General features: G+C 70.9%; 18 protein-coding genes. 14 read left to right on the forward strand and 4 right to left on the reverse strand.

What is annotated here, in order from left to right:
• Positions 1-356: 356 nt before the first annotated feature.
• The 7 genes from ssd (at position 357) to ACN27F_RS20710 (ending at position 5,285) form a co-directional block, all read left to right on the forward strand.
• Entirely contained in the window at positions 357-1,451 is a 1,095-nt protein-coding gene (gene ssd / locus ACN27F_RS20680) for a septum site-determining protein Ssd (RefSeq protein ID WP_421435862.1), read from the forward strand.
• Positions 1,448-2,695, forward strand: coding sequence for a TadA family conjugal transfer-associated ATPase (locus ACN27F_RS20685; RefSeq protein WP_421435864.1), 1,248 nt, complete (start codon positions 1,448-1,450; stop codon positions 2,693-2,695). Before ssd ends, ACN27F_RS20685 begins: the two co-directional genes overlap by 4 nt.
• Positions 2,692-3,471 (forward strand): type II secretion system F family protein, encoded by a 780-nt coding sequence (locus ACN27F_RS20690; protein WP_421435866.1) that lies wholly within the window; start codon positions 2,692-2,694, stop codon positions 3,469-3,471. The genes ACN27F_RS20685 and ACN27F_RS20690 overlap by 4 nt, the downstream gene beginning before the upstream one ends.
• Before the next feature lie 47 nt (positions 3,472-3,518).
• Entirely contained in the window at positions 3,519-4,142 is a 624-nt protein-coding gene (locus ACN27F_RS20695; protein WP_421440353.1) for a type II secretion system F family protein, read from the forward strand.
• A 125-nt stretch (positions 4,143-4,267) separates the two neighbouring features.
• Complete coding sequence (locus tag ACN27F_RS20700) at positions 4,268-4,396, forward strand: DUF4244 domain-containing protein (RefSeq protein ID WP_282229464.1); 129 nt, start codon at positions 4,268-4,270, stop codon at positions 4,394-4,396.
• Positions 4,393-4,818 (forward strand): TadE family type IV pilus minor pilin, encoded by a 426-nt coding sequence (locus ACN27F_RS20705; protein ID WP_421435869.1) that lies wholly within the window; start codon positions 4,393-4,395, stop codon positions 4,816-4,818. The genes ACN27F_RS20700 and ACN27F_RS20705 overlap by 4 nt, the downstream gene beginning before the upstream one ends.
• 110 nt (positions 4,819-4,928) lie before the next feature.
• Positions 4,929-5,285: an Rv3654c family TadE-like protein gene (locus tag ACN27F_RS20710; RefSeq protein ID WP_421435872.1), complete on the forward strand. Its 357-nt coding sequence runs from the start codon at positions 4,929-4,931 to the stop codon at positions 5,283-5,285.
• A 63-nt stretch (positions 5,286-5,348) separates the two neighbouring features.
• On the opposite strand, the gene ACN27F_RS20715 is transcribed toward ACN27F_RS20710, so the two are convergent.
• Positions 5,349-5,561 (reverse strand): hypothetical protein, encoded by a 213-nt coding sequence (locus ACN27F_RS20715; protein ID WP_421435873.1) that lies wholly within the window; start codon positions 5,559-5,561, stop codon positions 5,349-5,351.
• Positions 5,562-5,639: 78 nt separating this feature from the next.
• A complete protein-coding gene (locus ACN27F_RS20720) occupies positions 5,640-8,051 on the reverse strand; it encodes a DEAD/DEAH box helicase (protein ID WP_421440355.1) in 2,412 nt (803 codons plus the stop codon).
• Positions 8,052-8,324: 273 nt separating this feature from the next.
• Here ACN27F_RS20720 and ACN27F_RS20725 point away from each other — a divergent pair, with 273 nt between their 5' ends.
• From ACN27F_RS20725 to topA, 6 genes are all read left to right on the forward strand, one after another.
• Positions 8,325-8,705, forward strand: coding sequence for an STAS domain-containing protein (locus tag ACN27F_RS20725; RefSeq protein ID WP_421435875.1), 381 nt, complete (start codon positions 8,325-8,327; stop codon positions 8,703-8,705).
• Positions 8,702-9,139, forward strand: a complete 438-nt coding sequence (locus ACN27F_RS20730) for an ATP-binding protein (protein WP_421435877.1) — start codon at positions 8,702-8,704, stop codon at positions 9,137-9,139. Before ACN27F_RS20725 ends, ACN27F_RS20730 begins: the two co-directional genes overlap by 4 nt.
• A 261-nt stretch (positions 9,140-9,400) precedes the next feature.
• Complete coding sequence (locus tag ACN27F_RS20735; RefSeq protein ID WP_421435879.1) at positions 9,401-11,794, forward strand: sodium-translocating pyrophosphatase; 2,394 nt, start codon at positions 9,401-9,403, stop codon at positions 11,792-11,794.
• A 105-nt stretch (positions 11,795-11,899) separates the two neighbouring features.
• Positions 11,900-12,442 carry a hypothetical protein gene (locus ACN27F_RS20740; RefSeq protein WP_421435881.1) on the forward strand — a complete coding sequence of 181 codons (543 nt, stop codon included), beginning with the start codon at positions 11,900-11,902 and terminating at the stop codon, positions 12,440-12,442.
• The gene (locus tag ACN27F_RS20745) at positions 12,433-13,200 is read left to right on the forward strand and encodes a hypothetical protein (protein ID WP_421435882.1); all 768 of its coding nucleotides are present in this window, start codon (positions 12,433-12,435) and stop codon (positions 13,198-13,200) included. The genes ACN27F_RS20740 and ACN27F_RS20745 overlap by 10 nt, the downstream gene beginning before the upstream one ends.
• 386 nt (positions 13,201-13,586) lie before the next feature.
• Entirely contained in the window at positions 13,587-16,547 is a 2,961-nt protein-coding gene (topA, locus tag ACN27F_RS20750; protein WP_421435885.1) for a type I DNA topoisomerase, read from the forward strand.
• 121 nt (positions 16,548-16,668) lie between these two features.
• Here the strand turns inward: topA and ACN27F_RS20755 are convergent, their stop codons facing one another.
• Positions 16,669-18,102 (reverse strand): D-arabinono-1,4-lactone oxidase, encoded by a 1,434-nt coding sequence (locus ACN27F_RS20755; RefSeq protein WP_421435887.1) that lies wholly within the window; start codon positions 18,100-18,102, stop codon positions 16,669-16,671.
• Positions 18,103-18,352: 250 nt separating this feature from the next.
• Between ACN27F_RS20755 and ACN27F_RS20760 the strand changes: the two genes are divergently transcribed.
• Positions 18,353-18,952, forward strand: coding sequence for a TetR/AcrR family transcriptional regulator (locus tag ACN27F_RS20760; RefSeq protein ID WP_421440356.1), 600 nt, complete (start codon positions 18,353-18,355; stop codon positions 18,950-18,952).
• Here ACN27F_RS20760 and ACN27F_RS20765 read toward each other — a convergent pair.
• The gene (locus ACN27F_RS20765) at positions 18,937-20,175 is read right to left on the reverse strand and encodes an amino acid deaminase/aldolase (RefSeq protein WP_421435889.1); all 1,239 of its coding nucleotides are present in this window, start codon (positions 20,173-20,175) and stop codon (positions 18,937-18,939) included. The genes ACN27F_RS20760 and ACN27F_RS20765 overlap by 16 nt on opposite strands.

Raw genomic sequence — 20,175 nt, forward strand, 5'->3', positions numbered from 1 at the left:
TCGACGTGCGGCGGTTTGCTCAGGCATGCTTGTTTGCGACACAGTTTCATGTCCGGGCAAGCTCCAACCGGAAGACTCTCGGCGGTTGCACCCCCCGTGACCGCTGAGTGGGTTCGACTCGACCCCCCCGGAGTCGGACCCCAGACGACCCCCGTCTCCCCCCCGGCGGGGGTCGTCGCTTATCCGGCGACGTCTGACGGTGCTGGTCACTGCCTCGCACATAGCAGGTTCAGCGGGTGGCCGAAGAGTTTTCCACAGGCGTTCCGGCTATCCACAGCCTCCATGATCGGTTGGGCGCGGGCCGTCCCGCGGAACGCACAGTTGCGGCGTCCGTCACCGATCCGCAGGAGGCCCGGATGCCGCCACCTACGAGCACCGCAAGTCCCCGACGCCTGCCACTGGTCGTCACCGCCGACGAAGTGTTGCTTGACGACCTGCTTCGTCTAGCGGCGCTCGGCGGCGCCGAGGTGAACCTCGCCGCCGACCCGGCCGCCGCCCGTTCGCGGTACGCCGGTGCGCCACTGGTCCTGGTCGGCACGGACCAAGCGGAGGCATTGGCCAGGGCACGGCTGCCCCGGCGTCCCCGGTTGGTCGTGGTCGGCCGCGTCGGAGCGGAGCAGCCGTGGCAACTCGCCGAGCTGCTCGGAGCCGAGCACGTGGCGATACTGCCCGCAGCCGAAGCGTGGCTGGTCGACCGCTTCGCCGCGCAGGACCAGTCGCTGTCGATGCCCGCCGTGATCGTCGGGGTGGTCGGCGGACGGGGCGGAGCCGGTGCGAGCGTCCTGGCCGGTGGGTTGGCGCTCACCGCTGCCCGACGAGGGCTGCGCAGCCTCCTGGTCGACGCCGATCCCCTCGGCGGCGGGTTGGATCTCGTCCTCGGCTGGGAGCAACTCGACGGCCTACGCTGGCCGGCGCTGACCGACAGCGACGGTCGGATAGACCCTGCGGCTCTTGTCGGCGCGCTGCCCACCCGGGGCGACCTCGGCATCCTCTCCTGGGACCGAGGCGACCCCTTGCCGCTGCCGGCGGCCACGATGACCGCCGCGCTCGACGCCGCCCGCCGGGAGCGGGATGTCGTCGTGGTGGATCTACCTCGCCGGCCGGACGAGGCCGCCACCGTGGCGATGCACGCCACGGACCGCGTCTTTCTGGTGGTTCCGGCGGAGCTACGGGCCACCGCAGCCGCCGCACGGGTGCTCGCCGGCATCCGCAGCCACTGCGCGAACCTTTCCGTGATCGTACGAGGTCCGGCCCCTGGGCGGCTGCGGGCACGCGAGATCGTGCAGTCGCTCGATCTGCCGCTGGCCGGACAGCTGCCGTCGGAACCGCGGATCAGCCGTGGACTGGAGCGTGGTGACGCACCGACCGCTGCCGGCCGGGGACCACTGGCCGACCTCTGCCAGCGGATCGTCGCCGGATTGGTCGATGTCCGAGCGGAGGCCTCGCGATGAGTCCGCTGCCGACGACGGCACCCGGGCCGGTGTCCGCCCAGGCCGGCCCTGCCAGGCATGCGCTGGACGATTCGACGGTCGCGGCGCGGGTCCGGCGGCGCTTCGTCGCTGAAGGCACGGTTGTCACTCCCGCCTCCGTCGTCAGCGCGGTGCGTGCCGAACCGGGCGCGGCACTGCTCGGCGATACCCGGCTGCTCCGCCTGGCCGACCAGGTGCACGGCGATCTGGCGGGTGCGGGCCCGCTGGCGCCGTTGCTTGCCGACGTACGGGTCACCGACGTCCTGGTCAACGGGATCGACGTCTGGCTGGACCAGGGCCACGGCTTGGAACGGGCACCAGCGGTGTTCCGCTCGCCGGACGAGGTACGGCGGCTGGCGCAGCGCCTGGCGGCGGCCTGCGGGCGGCGGCTCGACGATGGCTGCCCGTACGTCGACGCGCGGCTGCCGGACGGCACCAGACTGCACGCCGTGCTGCCGCCGATCGCGGCCACCGGCCCGTACCTGTCGCTGCGGACGTTTCGTCAACGACCGTTCCGGCTGACCGACCTGGTGCAACGCGGGATGGTGTCGGCACAGCTGGCCGAGCTACTGGAATCGTTGGTGCAGGCCAGGCTGGCCTATCTGATCAGCGGAGGGACAGGTTCGGGCAAGACGACGCTGCTCAACACCATGCTGTCGCTGGTGCCTGGTGACGAACGCATCGTGCTTGTCGAGGACGCGGCCGAACTGCGGCCGGACCATCCCCACGTGATCGGGTTGCAGGCGCGCACGGCCAACGTCGAGGGCGTAGGAACCATCGGTCTCGGTGAGCTGGTCCGCCAAGCGCTGCGAATGCGCCCCGACCGGCTCGTGGTCGGCGAGTGTCGGGGCGCCGAGGTCGTCGATCTGCTGGCAGCGCTGAACACCGGACACGAGGGTGGCGCCGGCACCCTGCACGCCAACGCCGCCACCGACGTACCGGCGCGGCTGGAAGCCTTGGGCCTGCTCGGCGGTCTGCCCAGACCAGCGTTGCATGCCCAGATCGCAGCCGCCATCCAGGTGTTGATCCATCTGCGGCGGGCACCGACCGGCCGGGTCGTCGACGCGGTGTGTCTGCTCGTTCCCGAGGGCGCCCAGCGGCTGGTCACTGTCGTGCCGGCCTGGCGGCTGGGGGCGGGACCGCAGCCAGCGGCGTCGGTTCTCGCCCGGATGTGTGCGCAACGCGGCGCCGCGGTGCCGGCGACGCTGGCAGGCGGGTGGCGATGAGGCCCGGCGCGGGCCGTCGTCGCCGGGTCCTGATCGGCGCCCGGCAACCGGTGGGGAGCAGCGGGCTGGCGGCTGTCCTGCCGCTGCTCTCCACCGGGCATGTCGCACTGACGCGGTGGTCCGAGACCATGTCCCGCCATCCGCGGCTGGCGCCGGGCGGTCTGCTCGCCGGCGGCGGCCTGCTCGCGTGGTTGGCTGGCGGCCCGGTGGCCGCACTGGTCACCGTCGCCTACGCCGGGCTGGCGGCCCGCACGGTCCTGTTGCGTCGGACGACCCGTGACCAGGTGGCGCGACGTGCCCGTCAGCTGGACGACTTGGCGACCCTGGCCGCGGATCTGAGGGCCGGGCTGCCGGTACATCAGCCGTCGCGGCTGCGGCCTGCCCCGGGCGGCCTCCCGCCCAGCCCGCAGCCGGTCCCGGCCGGTAGAGCGGATACCCGATTGGCGGAGTTGGCCGCTGCCGCGACGCGGCTGGCGGAGCGCACCGGTGCCCCGCTGGCCGAGCTGGTCGAGCGGATCGAATCGGATGCCCGGGCGGTCGACCGGGCGCGGGACACCGCGGTCGCCCAGGCCGCTGGTGCCAGCGCGACGGCGTGGTTGCTTGCTGGTTTGCCGGTCGGTGGGATCGCCCTCGGGTTCGCCATCGGCGTGGATCCGCTGGAGGTGTTGCTGCACACGCCGATCGGCGCGGCGTGCGCACTGGGCGCGGTCACCCTGCAGATCGCCGGTCTGGCCTGGACCCGACGGCTCAGCCGTGCCGACGTCAGCCCGTCATGACGGTCCGCGCCGGGACCGCCCTCGTCGTCCGGCGCCGGCTTCGCCGCATGCACGGCGTGGCCGGCACAGCCACCGAGACCCACCGCCTGGTGCGACCGGTCGCCGTGCTCACCGGGCTTGCGGTGGCGGTGGTCGGCGGCGGCTGGCCGTACGTCGTGCTGGGCGCGGCGTGCGCGGCCGGGCTCGATCGAGGGCTACGCCGGATCGAACCAGCCTGGCGGCGTCGCCAGCGGTTGCGGGAGACAGCGGATCTTCCGCTGGCGGCGGATCTGATGGCAGCGGCGCTGCGTGCCGGCGCACCGCTCGATCATGCGGTGCTGGCGGTCGCCGACGCGGTGGGTGGACCGCTCGGGGTTCGGCTGCGGCGGGTCGCGAGGTCGATGTCGCTGGGCGCCGAGCCCTCGGAAGCCTGGCAGCAGTTGTCCGGTGTGCCCGGTGGCGAGCGGCTGGCCGCGGCGGCTGTCCGCTCGGCAGCCAGCGGAGCCGCCCTGGCCGGTGCCCTGAGCCGGTTGGCCGGCGACCTACGGACCAATAGGGCACTGGGCGTCGAGGCGGCTGCCCGTCGCGCCGGTGTGCTGATCGTGTTGCCGCTCGGGCTCTGTTTCCTGCCCGCGTTCATTCTCGCCGGCCTGGTGCCGGTGATCGTCGCCGTCCTCGGCGACATCCTCTGAAAGAAAGGGATCTCAGCATGTCGAATCGGATGGGCCTGCGCGGCACCCCGCCGGGCGGGCCGGAACGGAGCTGGCCGGGCCGTGCCGGAAGGCGGTTGGTGGACAGGTCGCGTGACGACGCGGGGATGAACACGGCGGAGTACGCCGTCGGCACGCTGGCGGCAGTGGCGTTCGCCGGCATCCTGCTCAAGGTGCTCACCAGTGACGGAGTGCAGGCGGCCCTCGCCTCGGTTATCGATCGGGCACTCGGGTGACCCGGCGCCGGTGGGCCGGTCGCGACCGGGGGTCGTTCACCGCTGAGCTGGCGGCCGGCCTGCCGGCGCTGATGCTGTTGATGGTGGTGGGGCTTACCGCCGTGCGGGCGGTGGTCGTCAAAGCGGAATGTGTCGATCTTGCACGTGGCGTGGCGCTCGCCGTGGCCCGTGGCGAGCCGAGCCCCTACCGGACCCTGCCGGTCGGGACGCGGGTTTCGATCGCCGTCGACGGCGATCTGGTCACCGTGACGGTGCACGCCCCGGTGCTGCCCGCCGGCGTCCGGCTGCCAGCGGAAGCGGTCTCGGCTACCGCGACAGCCGCCGTCGAGCCCGGGTCGATCGCACCGGTCGCCGTCGGCGCGCCGGCCGGCCTGTCGACTGTCGAGACGGTCGGGCCCGCACTCCCGGGCGACGTGCCGTGAGTCGACTACGACGTGCCGTGGGTCGGCTTCGACGTGTCGTGGGTCGGCTACGACGTGCCGTGACGCGGCGGCTGACGGGACGCCCGGGGACAGATGAGCAGCGCATCGCCATGGTCGTGGATACCGGTCAGCGAGGTAGCGCGAGTCTGTGGCTGCTCGCCGTCGGCCTGTTGCTTGTCGCGGCCGGTGCGGTGGGCGCGCTGCTCGGCGCGGCCCGGGTCGCACGCCATCAGGCCCGGGTCGCGGCGGACTTGGCGGCACTGGCCGGGGCGGCCCAGGTCTTCGACGGTCCGGCGGCCAGTTGCGCGCGGGCAACGGAACTGGCGCAGCGCAACAATGCCCGGTTGACCAGTTGTGTCGTAGCCGGCCTCGACGTCGTGGTCACCGTCGAGGTGCCGGTCCTGCCGGCGACCGGGATCGACGGTGTGGCGACGGCTCACGCCCGGGCCGGTCCGGTCCGTGGCTGAGCCGCAGCTCGTCACAGGCCCGGGCCGAGATGGCTGCGGCTCTCAGCGGCACCGGTGGAAACGTCAACGAGCCGCCCCGTCGGCAGGGGCGGCATGCAGTGCCATCCGGGAAACCACCTGGTGGATGCTGTAGAGCCGCTGCTGAATCAGTTCGAGTCGCTCCGCCTGCGCCAGGGCGGCGTACGCCTGGGCGAGGGCGATCTGCTGGTCGACAGTGAGGTTCTGCTGGTCGATCGCGTAGAGCAACTCGACGGTGTCGGTCACGGTGTCGGCCACGACGTTCTCCTCCGCCACGATTGTGGAAGCGCTCCCACGTCTAATCTATCCAGATCGGATGAGATCTATGCCAGGTTTTCAACCAGCGTCAACTGGCGCATCGGCTGAGGCGGCCGGCAGATTGGCCAACACCACATCCAGCACCCGGACCGCGTCGGCCTTGCCCAGTGGATTGTTGCCGTTGCCGCATTTGGGCGACTGCACGCAGGACGGGCATCCGGCCGCACAGCCGCAGCCGGCGACCAGGTCACGGGTGGCACCCAACCAGGTCCGGGCCGCCTGGTACGCCCGTTCGGCGAAGCCGGCTCCACCAGGATGGCCGTCGTACACGAACACCGTGGGCGCTTCGGTGTCGGCATGCGACGCCGTCGACAGTCCGCCGATGTCCCAACGGTCGCAGGTGGCGATCAGCGGCAGCAGGCCGATCGCCGCATGCTCCGCCGCGTGCAGCGCACCCGGTACGTCCGCCGGGTCGATCCCGGCAGCAGCCAACGCGGCCGGCGAGACGGTGAACCAGACCGCGACCGTCTGGAGTTGTCGAGCGGGCAGGTCCAGCGGTCGGGTGTCGAGGACCTCGCCCGATCCGATCCGCCTCCGCTGGTACGACACGACCTGGCTGGTCACGTCGACGTCGCCGACGAACAAGCCGACCGGTCCAGCGTCCTGGTACTGGCGCACCGACAACACCGACAGTGAGGTCACCTCCCGCGCGTGGGTCGACCAGTCCGGCTCCTCGGCGTGCACCAGGGCGCAGGCGCCGTCCAGATCCAGCTCATCAACCACGTACGACACGCCTTGGTGCAGGTAGACAGCACCGGAATGGACCAGGAAATGCGACGAACCGGCGTCAACGGTGCCGAGCAGGCGGCCAGTTGCCGACTCCACCACGCTGATCGGGGTGCCGCCCTCGCCGCGCAGGTCGACATCGGGACGCTGGACCGGTGTCCAGTACCACCCGGAGGGGCGGCGACGCAGCAGACCTGCGGCGACCAGCTCGTCAAGCGTTTCCTTGACCGCCGCACCGCCGAACAGTTCGAGGTCGGCCGGAGTCAGCGCACCTTCGGCCGCCGCGCAGCACAGTTGCGGTCCGAGCACGTACGGGTTGGTCGGGTCGAGCACGGTGGCCTCGACCGGCCGACCGAACACCGCCTCCGGATGGTGTACGAGGTAGGTGTCGAGCGGATCGTCCCGGGCGACCAGCACCGCGAGTGCCTCTCGCCCGGCGCGGCCGGCCCGTCCCGCCTGCTGCCACAGCGACGCACGGGTGCCGGGGTAGCCGCAGATCAGCACCGCGTCCAGCCCGACCAGGTCGACACCGAGCTCGAGCGCGTTGGTGGTGGCCAACCCGAGCAGGTCGCCAGCGGCCAGCGACCGTTCCAACGCTCGTCGGTCCTCGGCGAGGAAACCGGCCCGGTAGGCCGCGACCCGGTCACCGAGCCCCGGCACCGCCTCGTCGAGCGCCTTGCGGGCCGCGCTCGCCACCACCTCCGCACCGCGCCGGGACCGGACGAAGGCCAGCGTGCGTACCCCGGCGGCGACCGCGTCGGCGAGCAGGTCGGCGCTTTCCCGCAGGGCGGATCGGCGTACCGGGGTGAGGTCCTCGGCGTCTGCGCGGGCGCCCGGCAACAGCGGCGGTTCCCACAGCGCGAAGGTCACCGCGCCGCGGGGGGCGGTGTCCTCGGTGACCGCGTCGACCGGCAGCCCGGTCAGCTGGCGTGCGGCCTGCTCGGGAGCGCCGGACGTCGCAGAGGCCAGCAAGAACGTCGGCCCGGTCGTCCTGCCTCGGGTGGTGCCTGGCCGGCCGGTGCGGCTGCTCGGCCCGGTCCCGCCCGTCCGGGAGGCAGGGCTGATCCGCTGGTGTCGCTCGCTTTGCCGGCGCAGCCGGCGCAGGACGTGTGCCACGTGCGAGCCGAAGACTCCCCGGTAGCTGTGGCATTCGTCGACGACGACGTACGACAGGTGCCGCAGGAAGCTCGACCAGGCGCCGTGACCAGGCAGGATGCCTCGGTGCAGCATGTCGGGATTGGTGAGTACGAAGCGTGCGTGCTGCCGAATCCAGGATCGCTCGGCCCGTGGCGTGTCACCGTCGTAACAAGCCGGCCGAATCCCGTCGAGGCCGAGCCCGGCGATCGTCCCGAACTGGTCCGCCGCAAGCGCCTTGGTCGGGGCCAGGTAGAGCACGGTCGCCCGTGGATCAACCAGCAGCAGGGACAGCGCGGGCAGCAGGTACGCCAGCGACTTCCCCGAGCCGGTCCCAGTGGCGACGACGACATGCCGTCCGGACCGCGCCAGTTCTGCCACGTGTGCCTGGTGCTGCCACGGTGCCGGCACGCCACGGGCGGCCAGCACCTCCCGCAGTTGCGCCGGCACCCACGTCGGCCATTCGGTGGTCACGCCCGGCCGGGCGGGCAGCCGTTCGACGTGCGTGACGGGGTCGGCCCAGGTGGCTGGCCCGTCATGGTGCCGGTCTTCCGCCCCCTGCCTCGGCAGCTGGCCAGGGGACCGCCAACGGTGCAGCAGCCCGGCCGAATTCGCGGCCAGCCCGGGCGTTACGGTGGCGGGTGAGGTCACACCCTGCACTCTCGCACTGGTGTGCGGATGCCTGTCCGCCGGGCCCCGGGTACGGGCGCCGGGTTGTGACTGGCGCGCAGGCTGGACATCATCAGAGGAGCCGCGCGGCACCGGAGTGCCCGGCGGTGGTTAGATGCCATAAGCATGCGACGCCGTCGTTGTTGGCGCGCATTCCCAGCCGAGGAGGGACCGATGGAACTGTCGCTGGCTACTCGTACCGTGGGCGAGCACACGGTGCTGGAGGTCGGCGGCGAGGTGGATGTCTACACCGCTCCCCGGCTACGGGAGCGGCTGATCGAGCTGATCGACGCCGGCCACCGAAAGATCGTGGTGGATCTCGCCCGGGTCGATTTCCTCGATTCCACCGGGCTCGGCGTGCTCGTCGGCGCGCTCAAGCGGTTGCGTCCAGCAGGCGGCACGTTCGGCTTGGCATGTGACAAGGAGCCGCTGCTGAAGATTTTCCGGATTACCGCTTTGGATCAGGTTTTCCCGATTTTTCCGACAGTCGGGGCCGCTACCGGCGAAGACCCGGACGGTCCGACGGGCGTGACCGGCGCAGTCCCGACGCCGTGATGGCCACGGTCCGCCTCTCGTTCTCACCGGCGCCGGTGCACGTGCGCACCGCGCGTCTGGTCGGCGTGGCCGTCGCCCGTCGCGCAGGGGTGGCCGAGGAGTTGCTCGACGAAGTGCGGTTGGCGATCGGTGAAGCCTGCACCCGGGCGGTCGCCCTGCACCGCCAGTACGGGCTGGCGGATCTCGTCCAGGTGGAGATGTCAGATGAGGAGACGTACACCGTACGGGTCATCGACCGGGCACCCATCGAGGCCGGGCTCGGCCTCAGCGCATTGCCGCCGGACGAGTTGGCGAACGAGTCGCTGACTGACGAGGCATTGACGGTCGGTGTCGGGTTCGCGCTGCTTGCCGGCTTTGTCGATGACCTGCAGGTGCGTCCCGTCGACGACGGCATCGGTACCGAGGTGCGCATGGTCTGGCCGGTCACCCGCTGACCCCGGCGCCTGGCCGTTCTCGCGAGTAGAAGATCAACAAAGGTCGTCGCATCGTTTCGGCGGGCCTGCGGAAATGATCCACAACTCGGTGGGTAGACGGTGTGACCTGGCTTACCGACGACCGCTAGAGTACGCGGGTTATCACCAACTGCCCTGGCCCCACAAACCTGTGGGCGCCAGGAGACTCGTCGCTCCCCGCGTGGAGTCGCCCTGGCGGTTCGTCCACCGGCCGGGGCGAGCGTTCGGTACAGGAGGACACTGATGTCCGGGACCACCTTGGCCGCCGAGGGCGGCGGGCTGTCCCTTACCGGTACACACCTGACGTACGTCGTCATCGCCGCAGTCATCGCGCTGGTGGCGTTGGGTTTCGCCGCCGCCCTCGTACGGGCGGTGCTGGCGACCGGTAAGGGCACCACGAACATGCAGGAGATCGCCGGCGCGGTTCAGGAGGGTGCGTCGGCCTACCTGTTCCGCCAATTCAAGACCCTCGGCATATTCGTCGTACTCGCCGTCGTACTGCTCTTCCTGCTGCCCGTGCACGAGACACAGGGCAGCGAGACCATGGTCAAGCTCGGCCGCTCCGCCTTCTTCGTGGTGGGCGCCGTGTTCAGCGCCTTCATCGGCGGTGCCGGCATGGCCCTGGCCACCCGGGCGAACCTGCGGGTCGCCGCGGCGGCCGGAGCCGGCACCGGCGGTCGGGAGAACGCGATGAAGATCGCCTTCCGTACCGGCGGGGTGGTCGGCTTCCTGACCGTGGGTCTGGGCCTGTTCGGCGCCGCGCTGGTGGTCGTCATCTACCGGGTCGACGCGCCGACCGTACTCGAAGGGTTCGGTTTCGGGGCCGCGCTGCTGGCCATGTTCATGCGGGTCGGCGGCGGTATCTTCACCAAGGCCGCCGATGTCGGCGCGGACCTCGTCGGCAAGGTCGAGCAGGGCATTCCCGAGGACGACGCCCGCAACCCGGCCACCATCGCGGACAACGTCGGGGACAACGTCGGCGACTGCGCCGGCATGGCCGCCGACCTGTTCGAGTCGTACGCGGTGACCCTGGTCGCCGCACTGATCCTCGGCCGCGCCGCGTTCGGCGAGGAAGGCCTGGTCTTCCCGCTGATCGTGTCCACCATCGGTGCCGTGATCGCGCTGGTCGGCGTGTTCATCACCCGGCTGCGGACGTCGGACCGCAACGGAATGGTCGCCATCAACCGGGCGTTCTTCACCTCGGCGGTGCTCGCCGCCGTGCTGGTCGCCATCGCAGCCTTCCTCACCCTGCCCGGCAGCTGGTCGGAACTGCTCGGTGACGACTGGCGGGCGCAACTCGGCGTCGACGCGGGTGCCGACCTGCCGTTGTCGCCGGCCGGCCTGGCGATCGGCGCGGTGCTCATCGGTATCGTGCTGGCCGCCGCGATCCAGTTGCTCACCGGCTACTTCACCGAGGTGCACCGCCGTCCGGTGCAGGACATCGGGAAGAGCTCGCTCACCGGCCCGGCCACCGTCATCCTGGCCGGCATCAGCGTCGGCCTGGAGTCGGCGGTCTACTCGGCGTTGCTGGTCGGCGCGGGCGTGTTCGGCGCGTTCCTGCTCGGTGGCGGCTCGATCACCCTCTCACTGTTCGCCGTCGCGCTGGCCGGCACCGGCCTACTCACCACGGTCGGCGTGATCGTGGCGATGGACACCTTCGGCCCGATCTCCGACAACGCGCAGGGCATCGCCGAGATGTCCGGGGACATCGATGAGCCCGGTGCCCGTACGCTCACCGAGCTGGACGCGGTCGGCAACACCACCAAGGCGATCACCAAGGGCATCGCGATCGCCACCGCCGTGCTCGCCGCCACGGCGCTGTTCGGCTCCTACACCGACACGGTCAGCATCGCGCTCGACGACGCCGGCATCGACGACGTGCCGGGCTACCTGGCCGACGCGCTGAACGTGGCCAACCCGGGCAACCTGGTCGGCCTGATCGTCGGTGCCGCGGTGGTGTTCCTCTTCTCCGGACTGGCCGTCAACGCGGTGTCCCGCTCGGCCGGGGCGGTCGTGTTGGAGGTTCGTCGCCAGTTCCGCGACAACCCGGGCATCATGGAGCGGACCCAGCGACCGGAGTACGGCAAGGTCGTCGACATCTGCACCCGCGACGCGCAGCGGGAGCTGCTGACCCCGGGTCTGCTCGCGGTGATGGCGCCGATCGCGGTCGGCTTCGGGCTCGGTGCCGGTGCGCTGGCCGCGTACCTGGCGGGAGCGATCGGCACCGGCGTGCTGATGGCGGTCTTCCTGGCCAACTCGGGCGGTGCCTGGGACAACGCCAAGAAGCTGGTCGAGGACGGTGCCCACGGCGGCAAGGGTTCCGAGGCACACGCGGCGACCGTCATCGGTGACACCGTCGGCGACCCGTTCAAGGACACCGCCGGACCGGCGATCAACCCGCTGCTGAAGGTGATGAACCTGGTCGCGTTGCTGATCGCCCCGGCAGTGATCATGTGGGGCGTCGGTACCGATCAGAACAACGCGTTGCGGATCACCATCGCGGTGGTGGCCGCGCTCGTCGTGGTGGTCGCGGTGGTGTTCACCAAGCGTAAGCCGATGGCCATGGGCGAGCAGATGGACGACGGCTCGGCCGGTGGCGGAACCGCCGGCTCGCAGCCGGAACGGGTGAATGCCTGACTGCGACAGGCGAATGCCTGACTGCGGTAGGTGAGCGTCGTTGACGTAGCGCACCAGCGGTGATGGGCCGTCCGGCTGTCACCGCTGGTGCGTACGCTGCACTGCATGGGAGCGCGCGTGGCATCCACTGCCCGGACCGCACTGCTGCTCACCACGCTCCTGATGCTCCTTGCCGCCTGCGGCGGCGGGCCGAGTCCGGTCGTCTGGGCGGCCGATGTCTGCACCGCCCTGCGCCCCTGGCGGGCCGAGATCAGCAACCTGACGAGCAGCACCCAGCAGCAGATGACCGCGCAGACGACGCCGGCCCAGGCCCAGGAGAATCTCGTCCGGCTGTTGGCCGGGGCGAAGTCCGCCACCGAGACCGCCCGGTCGCGGGTCGCCGCGGCCGGGGTTCCCGACACGGAGCAGGGCGAGCAGGTGGCCCGCGGCTTCGTCGAGTCGCTTTCGGCGGTGCGGGACGCGTACGGCAAGGCTGAGCAGGGCATCGCGGGACTGGACGCGAGCGGCCCGACGGACGGCTTCTACGACGGGGTCGAGGTGGTGCTCACCACCTTGACGGAGGACTACCAGCGCAGCGCGCTGGACACCAGTTCGCTGGATTCAGCCGAGCTCAACCGGGCCTTCGACGAGGTCCCGGAGTGTCGCTGACACCGCCGTCCGACTCGCCAGCGGGCGGCGACCTGACCACCGGCGGCAACCTGCCCCGGCAGCTGTCGCTGTTCGGTGTCGCCGCCGCCGACCCCACGCCAGGGGATCTGGCCGGATTGCTCGCCGGCCCAGGGCGGATCAGCCGGATGGGCGGCACCGTCCGGGTGACCGTCGAGGTGGCCGCCGCCTGGCGGGTGCACGTGCTGGTGGCCGAGTTCGGCCAGCGCGGGTTGACGCCCAACTGGCAGACACTCGGCGACGGCCGGCTGGTGGTGCGTACGGCGTACACCGCCGTGCTGGCCCGGCTCGGTGCCGGCTGGCTGCACGCTTGGCCCGCAACGGTCGATGCCGGAGCGGGCGATGTCCCGTCGGCGGATGCCGGTCCGGGCGATGTCCCGTCGGCGGATGCCGGTCCGGGCGATGTCCCGTCGGACGACGCCGGAGCGGACGATCCAGACGAGCGGTTGGTCAAGCGGCCACCGGCCAATTTCCATCTGGCGGGCCAGCGGCTGCGGCTGTGGGCAGCCGCAGCCGGCAGTCGGGACCAACTCGGCTACCGGCTCGGTCTGGGCGAAGCGGACGCGCGGAACTGGTCGCGGGTAGGGGCCGCGCTGGCCGCGGTCGGGCTGCCGGCGGTCTTGTTGGACGCCCGGTCCGGCGGTCCGGCGTACCGTATCGTGGGCCGACGCCGGCTGACCCGACTGGCCGAACTGCTCGGTGACCGTCCGGCGGCGGCCCCAGCCGACAGTTGGCTGTGATCCCACCCCGACCAGCCCGGATCCCGTCCCTCCGGGGGCGTGGCGGCTGTCCGATCGGCGACAGGACAGGCCGGATATCGACGTCGGCCACCGCCTCGGTCCGGTGCGGTGTGTCACGTCACGTGCGCCGTTCGGTGTACGGTGTCGCCGTCGGTACGGACGGATACGAGCCGGACAAGCACCAGGCGGGCTGCTGGTCGGCTCGGGGGATCCAACCGGACGACCGACGCGAATCGGGCCGAAGGCTTGGGTGCGTGCGCACCACCAGACCCGGGTTCGCGTTACGTTGGACATCGTGACTGTCGCCCGCCCGCCGTGGCGGGCGCCGGTCGATCTGGGCCGCCGCATGCCCCGCGCGTCCCGAATGGGTCGAGGTCAGGAGAGAAGTGCCGAGCAACACCTCAAGTAGCCGTCTGGTCATCGTCGAATCGCCGGCGAAGGCCAAGACGATCTCGGGCTATCTGGGCCCGGGGTACGTCGTGGAGGCGAGCCTCGGGCACGTCCGGGACCTGCCGCGCAACGCGGCCGACGTGCCCGCCCGCTACAAGAAGGAGCCCTGGGCCCGGCTCGGCGTCGACGTGGACAACGGCTTCTCCGCCCTGTACGTCGTCTCACCTGACCGCAAGCAGCAGATCGCCAAGCTGACCAAGCTCGCCAAGGAGGTCGACGAGGTCTTCCTCGCCACTGACGAGGACCGCGAGGGCGAAGCGATCGCCTGGCACCTGGTGGAGACGCTCAAGCCCAAGGTGCCGGTGCGCCGGATGGTGTTCCACGAGATCACTCGTGCCGCGATCCAGTCGGCGGTGGCCAACCCGCGGGAGATCGACCGCGACCTGGTCGACGCGCAGGAGGCGCGGCGCATCCTCGACCGGCTGTACGGCTACGAGGTCTCCCCGGTGCTCTGGAAGAAGGTGATGCCCCGGCTGTCGGCCGGCCGGGTGCAGTCGGTCGCCACCCGGATCGTCGTCGAGCGGGAACGCCAGCGGATGGCCTTCCACAGCGCCGACTACTGGGACGTACAGGCCACGCTCGCGCTGGCGGGACGGGCCGCTGCCGGGCAGGAGGGGCCGCGTTCGTTCTCCGCCACGCTGATCGCGCTCGGCGGCGACCGGATCGCCACCGGCAAGGACTTCGATCCGGCCACCGGTCGCGTACGGCCGCAAGCCTCGGTGGTGCACCTCGACGGCGACGGCGCCCGTGGCCTGGCCGCCCGGCTGGAAGGCCGGCCGTTCACCGTCACCCGGGTCGAGGAGAAGCCGTACCGGCGTCGCCCGTACGCCCCGTTCATCACCTCGACGTTGCAGCAGGAGGCAGCCCGTAAGCTGCGCTTCTCCTCGCAGCAGACGATGCGCACGGCCCAACGGTTGTACGAAAACGGCTATATCACCTATATGCGGACCGACTCGGTCAACCTGTCGGAGACGGCGATTTCTGCCGCCCGCAGCCAGGTCGCTGAGCTGTACGGAGACCGGTTCGTGCCGCCGGAGCCGCGCCGCTACACCGGCAAGGTGAAGAACGCACAGGAGGCGCACGAGGCGATCCGGCCCGCCGGTGACCACTTCCGTACTCCCGGGGAACTGGCCAACGAACTGTCCGCCGAGGAGTTCAAGCTCTACGAGCTGATCTGGCGGCGGACGATCGCCTCCCAGATGACCGACGCGGTCGGCTCCAGCGTATCGGTGCGCATCCGTGCCGTTTCGACCGCCGGTGAGGAGTGCGATTTCGGCGCCACCGGAAAGACGATCACCGATCCCGGCTTCCTGCGCGCGTACGTCGAATCCTCCGACGACGAGACCGCCGAGGCCGAGGACGCCGAGCGCCGGCTGCCCAACCTGACCAAGGACCAGCCGCTGACCGCCGAGCAGCTGGCGGCGGTCGGGCACAGCACCCAGCCACCGGCCCGCTACACGGAAGCGTCGCTGGTCAAGGCCTTGGAGGAGCTGGGTATCGGGCGGCCGTCGACCTACGCGTCGATCATGCAGACGATCCAGGACCGGGGGTACGTCGCCAAGCGCGGCCAGGCGCTGATCCCCTCTTTCCTCGCCTTCGCGGTGATCGGGCTGCTGGAGCGGCACTACCCGCGGCTGGTCGACTACAACTTCACCGCCAGTATGGAGAACGAACTGGACGAGATCGCCTCCGGTGACCACCAGGCGATCGACTTTCTCACCTCGTTCTACTTCGGCGGCGAGCGCGGTGGCGACAAGTCGATCGCCGCCTCCGGCGGGTTGAAGCGGCTGGTCACCGAGAAACTCGGCGAGATCGACGCGCGCAGCGTCAACTCGATCCCACTGTTCCGTGACGAGGAGGGACGCCAGGTCGTCGTGCGGGTCGGCCGCTATGGTCCGTACCTGCAGCGCTTTCTGCCTGAGGCCGACGGTGCCGACCAGACCGCCCCGGCGGCCACCGCCGCAGACCAGGCCAGTCCTGCGGCCCTCGCCGCCGACCAGGCCGGCCCGGCCGCTGGTGGTGGTGATCACGGCGATGATTCGGAGGCCGGTGGTGCCGCCGGTGGTGCCGGCGACCGGGTGTCGCTGCCAGAGGGCATCGCTCCGGACGAACTCACTCCGGAAAAGGTCAACGAGCTGTTCCTCGGCGGCGGTGGTGAGCGCAAGCTCGGCGAGCACCCGCAGACCGGCGAGCCGATCGTACTCAAGTCCGGCCGGTTCGGCCCGTACGTGTCCAGCGGGGAACGCCGTTCGTCGTTGCTGCGCTCGCAGTCTCCGGAGACCCTGACCATCAGTCAGGCCCTGCAGCTGCTCTCCTTGCCCAGGCTGGTCGGGGTGGCCCCGGACGGGGCCGAGGTACTGGCCGCGGCGGGACGGTACGGCCCGTACGTGAAGAAGGGCGACGAGTTCCGTTCGCTGGAATCCGAAGACCAACTCTTCACCGTCTCCCTGGACGAGGCACTGGCGTTGCTCGCCGCGCCCAAGACCCGCCAGCGGCGAGCCGCCGCGCCACCGCTGCGGGAGATGGGCGTCGATCCGCTCACCGATCGCCCTCTGGTGATCAAGGACGGCCGGTTCGGGCCGTACGTGACGGACGGGGAGAGCAACGCCTCACTGCGTCGTGGTCAGTCACCGGAGTCGCTCACCATCGAGCAGGCCTCCGAGATGCTGGCGGAGAAGCGGGCCAAGGGCCCGGCGCCGCGCAAGAAGGCCGCCAAGAAGGCACCCGCCAAAAAGGCGGGTACGAAGCAGACCGGCGCCACCCAGGCGACAACCGCCAAGGCCACGGCGAAGAAGGCCACGGCCCAGAAGGCGGCGCCGAAGAAGGCCACCGCGAAGAAGACGGCACCGAAGAAGGCCGCGGCCAACAAAGCGAGCGGCCGCCCGGACGCCTCCTGACCCGTACCCGGATCGGACCCGGACCCGGCCGGGCGTCAGAACCGCAGGAACTCCGTCGCCCAGGTCGTTCGCGCTCCCGCGCGGGTCCACGACGATCGTCCGCGACAAGCGGAAACTGACGTCAAGGTCCCAGGACCTGGGCGGTGTAGTCGTTGGCGAACATCCGATCGGGGTCGAGCCGGTCACGGACCGCGAGGAAGTCGTCGAAACGCGGGTACGCCGGCCGCAACGTCTCCGCCGTACGGTAGTGCAGCTTGCCCCAGTGGGGCCGGCCGCCCAGACTCGTGGCGACCTGCTCGAAGGCCCGAAAGTACGCCTCGTACGGCATCCCGGAGTACTGGTGGATCGCGATGTACCCGGAGTCCCGCTGGTAGCTGTGCGAGAGCCAGCTGTCGTCCGCGGCGCAGAACCGTACCTCGACGGGCATCATCACCCGTAGCGCGGAGCGATCGACGATGTCACGCAGTGCCAGTAGCGCCTCGCTCAGTGCGTCGCGCGGTAGCGCGTACTCCATCTCGGTGAACAGCACCCGACGGGAACTGCAGAACACCCGGTCGGATCGGCCGGTGTAGGTGCGGGCGCCGACCGCTCGGGCGCAGATGCCGTTCAGCGCCGGCACCAGGCGGGGCACCGTGCGCCCGAGTCGACACACACCGTCGAACACGGTGTTGGACAGGAACTCGTCGTCGAACCAGCCACGCCAGGCCGGTAGGGGCTGGCTGTCCATTGGCACCCGATTGTTGATCTTGACTCGTACCAGGTCGGTGTATGGAAACCAGTAGAATTCCACGTGGTCGTTGCCGTCGACCAGGTCAGGCAGTCCGGCCAGTACGTCGGCCAGCTTGCCCGGCCGTTCGCGGGCCCGCAGCACGAAAGCGTCCACACAGCGCAGGGTGACGTCGGTGACGACGCCGAGCGCGCCGAGCCCGATCCGGGCGGCCCCGAACAGGTCGGGGTCGGATCGTTCGGAGCAGCTGACCACCTGGCCACCGGCGGTGACCAGGGTGAGCGCGTCGACCGCGCCCGCCAGTCCGCGGTGGGTCGCGCCGGTGCCGTGGGTACCGGTGGCGATCGCGCCGGCGATGGTCTGCCGGTCCACGTCGCCGAGGTTGGGCAGGGCCAACCCGTAGCTGACGAGCAGCGCGTTGATCTCGTGCAGCGTCATCTGCCCGGGAACGGTGACCAGCCGGGCGCCGGTGTTGACGGTGACCGGCGACGACTCCATGGCATCGAGTTCCAACCGGTGGTCGTCGGCGCAGGCGGCACCGGTGAAGGAGTGGCCGGCACCGACCGGCTTGACCCGGGCGCCGGCGTCGGCTGCGTCGCGCACCATCGTCTGCAGTTCGTCCACGGTCCGTGGCCGCAGCACCCGTCGGCAGGTGGCCCGCTGATTGCCGGCCCAGTTGAGCCAATCCTGGCGGCCCGACCGGTGCTCCCGGCCGGCACCGGCCGGTGGCTGCTCGGAGGGCTTCGAGGGCTGCTCCGGTGGCTGCTCCGAGGGTCGGCCGGAGGGTTGGTCGGATGGCGGTCCGGGTGGTGGGGCGGTGGTGCGCATCGGGCCTCCCGCGCGCTGGGATCACACGTGAAGCTTGTTCATATCAGCCTCATCGTGAGCAGGTAAACACCGAAAACCGTTTCGATCGTTAATCCGAGTAACGTTTTTGATCTCGCTGCCGCTGACGTGAATCCGACGCGCGGGAGATCTTTTCTCGGAAGGAGTGGGACGAGTGTCGACACCGGCCGTCACAAGTGGCCCGCTGCGTCGGGTTCCGGTCCAGGGGCGCAGCCTTGCCCGGGTCCAGCGGATGCTCGACGCATGCGCCGAGATCGTGGACGACGTTGGTTACGAGGGTCTGACCACGACCCTGCTGGCCGAGCGGGCCGAGGTGGCCATCGGCTCGGTGTACCAGTTCTTCCCGGACAAGCGGGCGATCGTGCAGGCGCTCACGCTGCGCAACATCGAGGCGTACCTGCAGCGGCTCAACGACCGCTTCGCCAGCGGTGACTTCGCCCACTGGTGGGACGGAGTGGACGCCGGAATCGACGAGTACATCTGCATGCACCGCACCGTGCCCGGCTTCCGTACGCTGCACTTCGGCGACGTGGTCGACGTGCGACTGCTGGACGAGAGCCGGGACAACAACGCGGTCATCGCCAGCGAGTTGACCAAGGTGCTGGTGGAACGCTTCGGCATCCCGGACGAGCCGCGCCTGCGCTTCGCCCTGCAGATCGCGGTGGAGGCCGCCGACGCACTGATCAAGCTCGCCTTCCGTCGCGACACGGCTGGCGACGACAACGTGTTGCGCGAGGCCAAGGCGTTGATCCGGGAGTACCTGCACCGGCACGTGGACCCGGACGCCCAGCATCGCGCCGATCCGCGTCCGGACGATCAGAGGAAGGCGTAGCCCTCACCCCGGTAGGTGGGGGCACTACCGTCGAGCCGATCGCCGGTAACCAGGTGCAGTTCCGAAACGCGCTCGCAGACCTCGCCCGCCTTGGCGTGGCGGAACCAGACGCGGTCACCGATGCGCAGCCGGGCCGCGTCCGGACCGATCAGCGGGGTCTGCACTTCGCCGGCGCCTTCGGTGCCGAGCAGCCGCAGCCGTCCGGGCAGCCACGGACTGGGCAACCGGTCCGCACCGGCCGGCCCGGAGGCGACCCAGCCGCCGCCGAGCACGGTGACGATGCCCGGGGCGGGGCGGCGGACCACGGGGACCGCGAAGAACGCCGACGGCTTCGGCTGCCATGCCCGGTAACCGTCGAACAGTGTCGGACCGAGTAGCCCGGACCCGGCCGTCACCTCGGTGACCGCCGGGTCCGCGCTGGTCAACGCCATGCTGCCGGTGCCACCGCCGTTGACGAACTCCAGCGCGGCGTGGCGTGCCACCGCCGCCACCGCCGCCGCCCGCCGGCGTAGCAACTCCTGGTAGGAGCGGCGTTGTACGGCCCTGATCACCGCGGCGCGTACCGCCTGCCGGGCCGGTGCGTCGCCCAGGCCGGCGATCTGTGCCTCGTACGCCATGATGCCCACCAACCGGAAGCCGGCCCGTCCCGCGATGACTTCGGCCAACTCGCCGGCCGTCGTGGCGGTGTGCACAGGTGACCGCCGTACTCCGATGTGCGCCAGCCGGGCGCCGAGCGGGCGCCACGACGCGTCCAGATCGAGGCAGACCCGGATCACCGGCCGCCGGCCCGCTGGCTGGACCGCGTCGACGATGTCGAGCTGCACCGGATCGTCGATCATCAGCGTCACCTTGGCCGCCAACGTCTCGCTGCTGGTGAGCGCGCCGAGCGCGGTACGGTCGCACGTCGGGTAGGCGACCAGCGCGTCGTCGGTGACTCCGCCACGGACCAGCCAGGTCGCCTCGGCCAGGGTGTACGCCAGGACACCCCGCCAGGCACCGCCGGGGTGTGCCAGCGCCCGCCGCAGCAACGACCGGCAGCGCACCGACTTGCTGGCCACCCGGATCGGCTTGCCTGCGGCGCGGTGGGCGAGGACCGCCGCGTTGTTGTCGAAGGCGTCCAGATCAACGAGCGCGAACGGCGGATCCAGGTGCGCGGTCGCGGCGTCGAGCCGGGCCCGCAGGCGCTGACGGTCGGGAGTCACGTACGCACGGTAGCGTTCCAT

The sequence above is a fragment of the Solwaraspora sp. WMMB335 genome (genome assembly GCF_049179075.1).
In the GTDB taxonomy this organism is placed as follows: domain Bacteria; phylum Actinomycetota; class Actinomycetes; order Mycobacteriales; family Micromonosporaceae; genus Micromonospora_E.

Coding starts and splice junctions, on each gene's coding strand:
- ACN27F_RS20690 (WP_421435866.1), top strand. CDS start 2,692: ATGAGGCCCGGCGCGGGCCGTCGTCGCCGGGTCCTGATCGGCGCCCGG.
- ACN27F_RS20710 (WP_421435872.1), top strand. CDS start 4,929: ATGGTCGTGGATACCGGTCAGCGAGGTAGCGCGAGTCTGTGGCTGCTC.
- ACN27F_RS20695 (WP_421440353.1), top strand. CDS start 3,519: ATGCACGGCGTGGCCGGCACAGCCACCGAGACCCACCGCCTGGTGCGA.
- ACN27F_RS20765 (WP_421435889.1), bottom strand. CDS start 20,175: ATGGAACGCTACCGTGCGTACGTGACTCCCGACCGTCAGCGCCTGCGG.
- ACN27F_RS20685 (WP_421435864.1), top strand. CDS start 1,448: ATGAGTCCGCTGCCGACGACGGCACCCGGGCCGGTGTCCGCCCAGGCC.
- ACN27F_RS20760 (WP_421440356.1), top strand. CDS start 18,353: ATGCTCGACGCATGCGCCGAGATCGTGGACGACGTTGGTTACGAGGGT.
- ACN27F_RS20755 (WP_421435887.1), bottom strand. CDS start 18,102: ATGCGCACCACCGCCCCACCACCCGGACCGCCATCCGACCAACCCTCC.
- ACN27F_RS20700 (WP_282229464.1), top strand. CDS start 4,268: ATGAACACGGCGGAGTACGCCGTCGGCACGCTGGCGGCAGTGGCGTTC.
- ACN27F_RS20740 (WP_421435881.1), top strand. CDS start 11,900: ATGGGAGCGCGCGTGGCATCCACTGCCCGGACCGCACTGCTGCTCACC.
- ACN27F_RS20725 (WP_421435875.1), top strand. CDS start 8,325: ATGGAACTGTCGCTGGCTACTCGTACCGTGGGCGAGCACACGGTGCTG.
- ssd (WP_421435862.1), top strand. CDS start 357: ATGCCGCCACCTACGAGCACCGCAAGTCCCCGACGCCTGCCACTGGTC.
- ACN27F_RS20735 (WP_421435879.1), top strand. CDS start 9,401: ATGTCCGGGACCACCTTGGCCGCCGAGGGCGGCGGGCTGTCCCTTACC.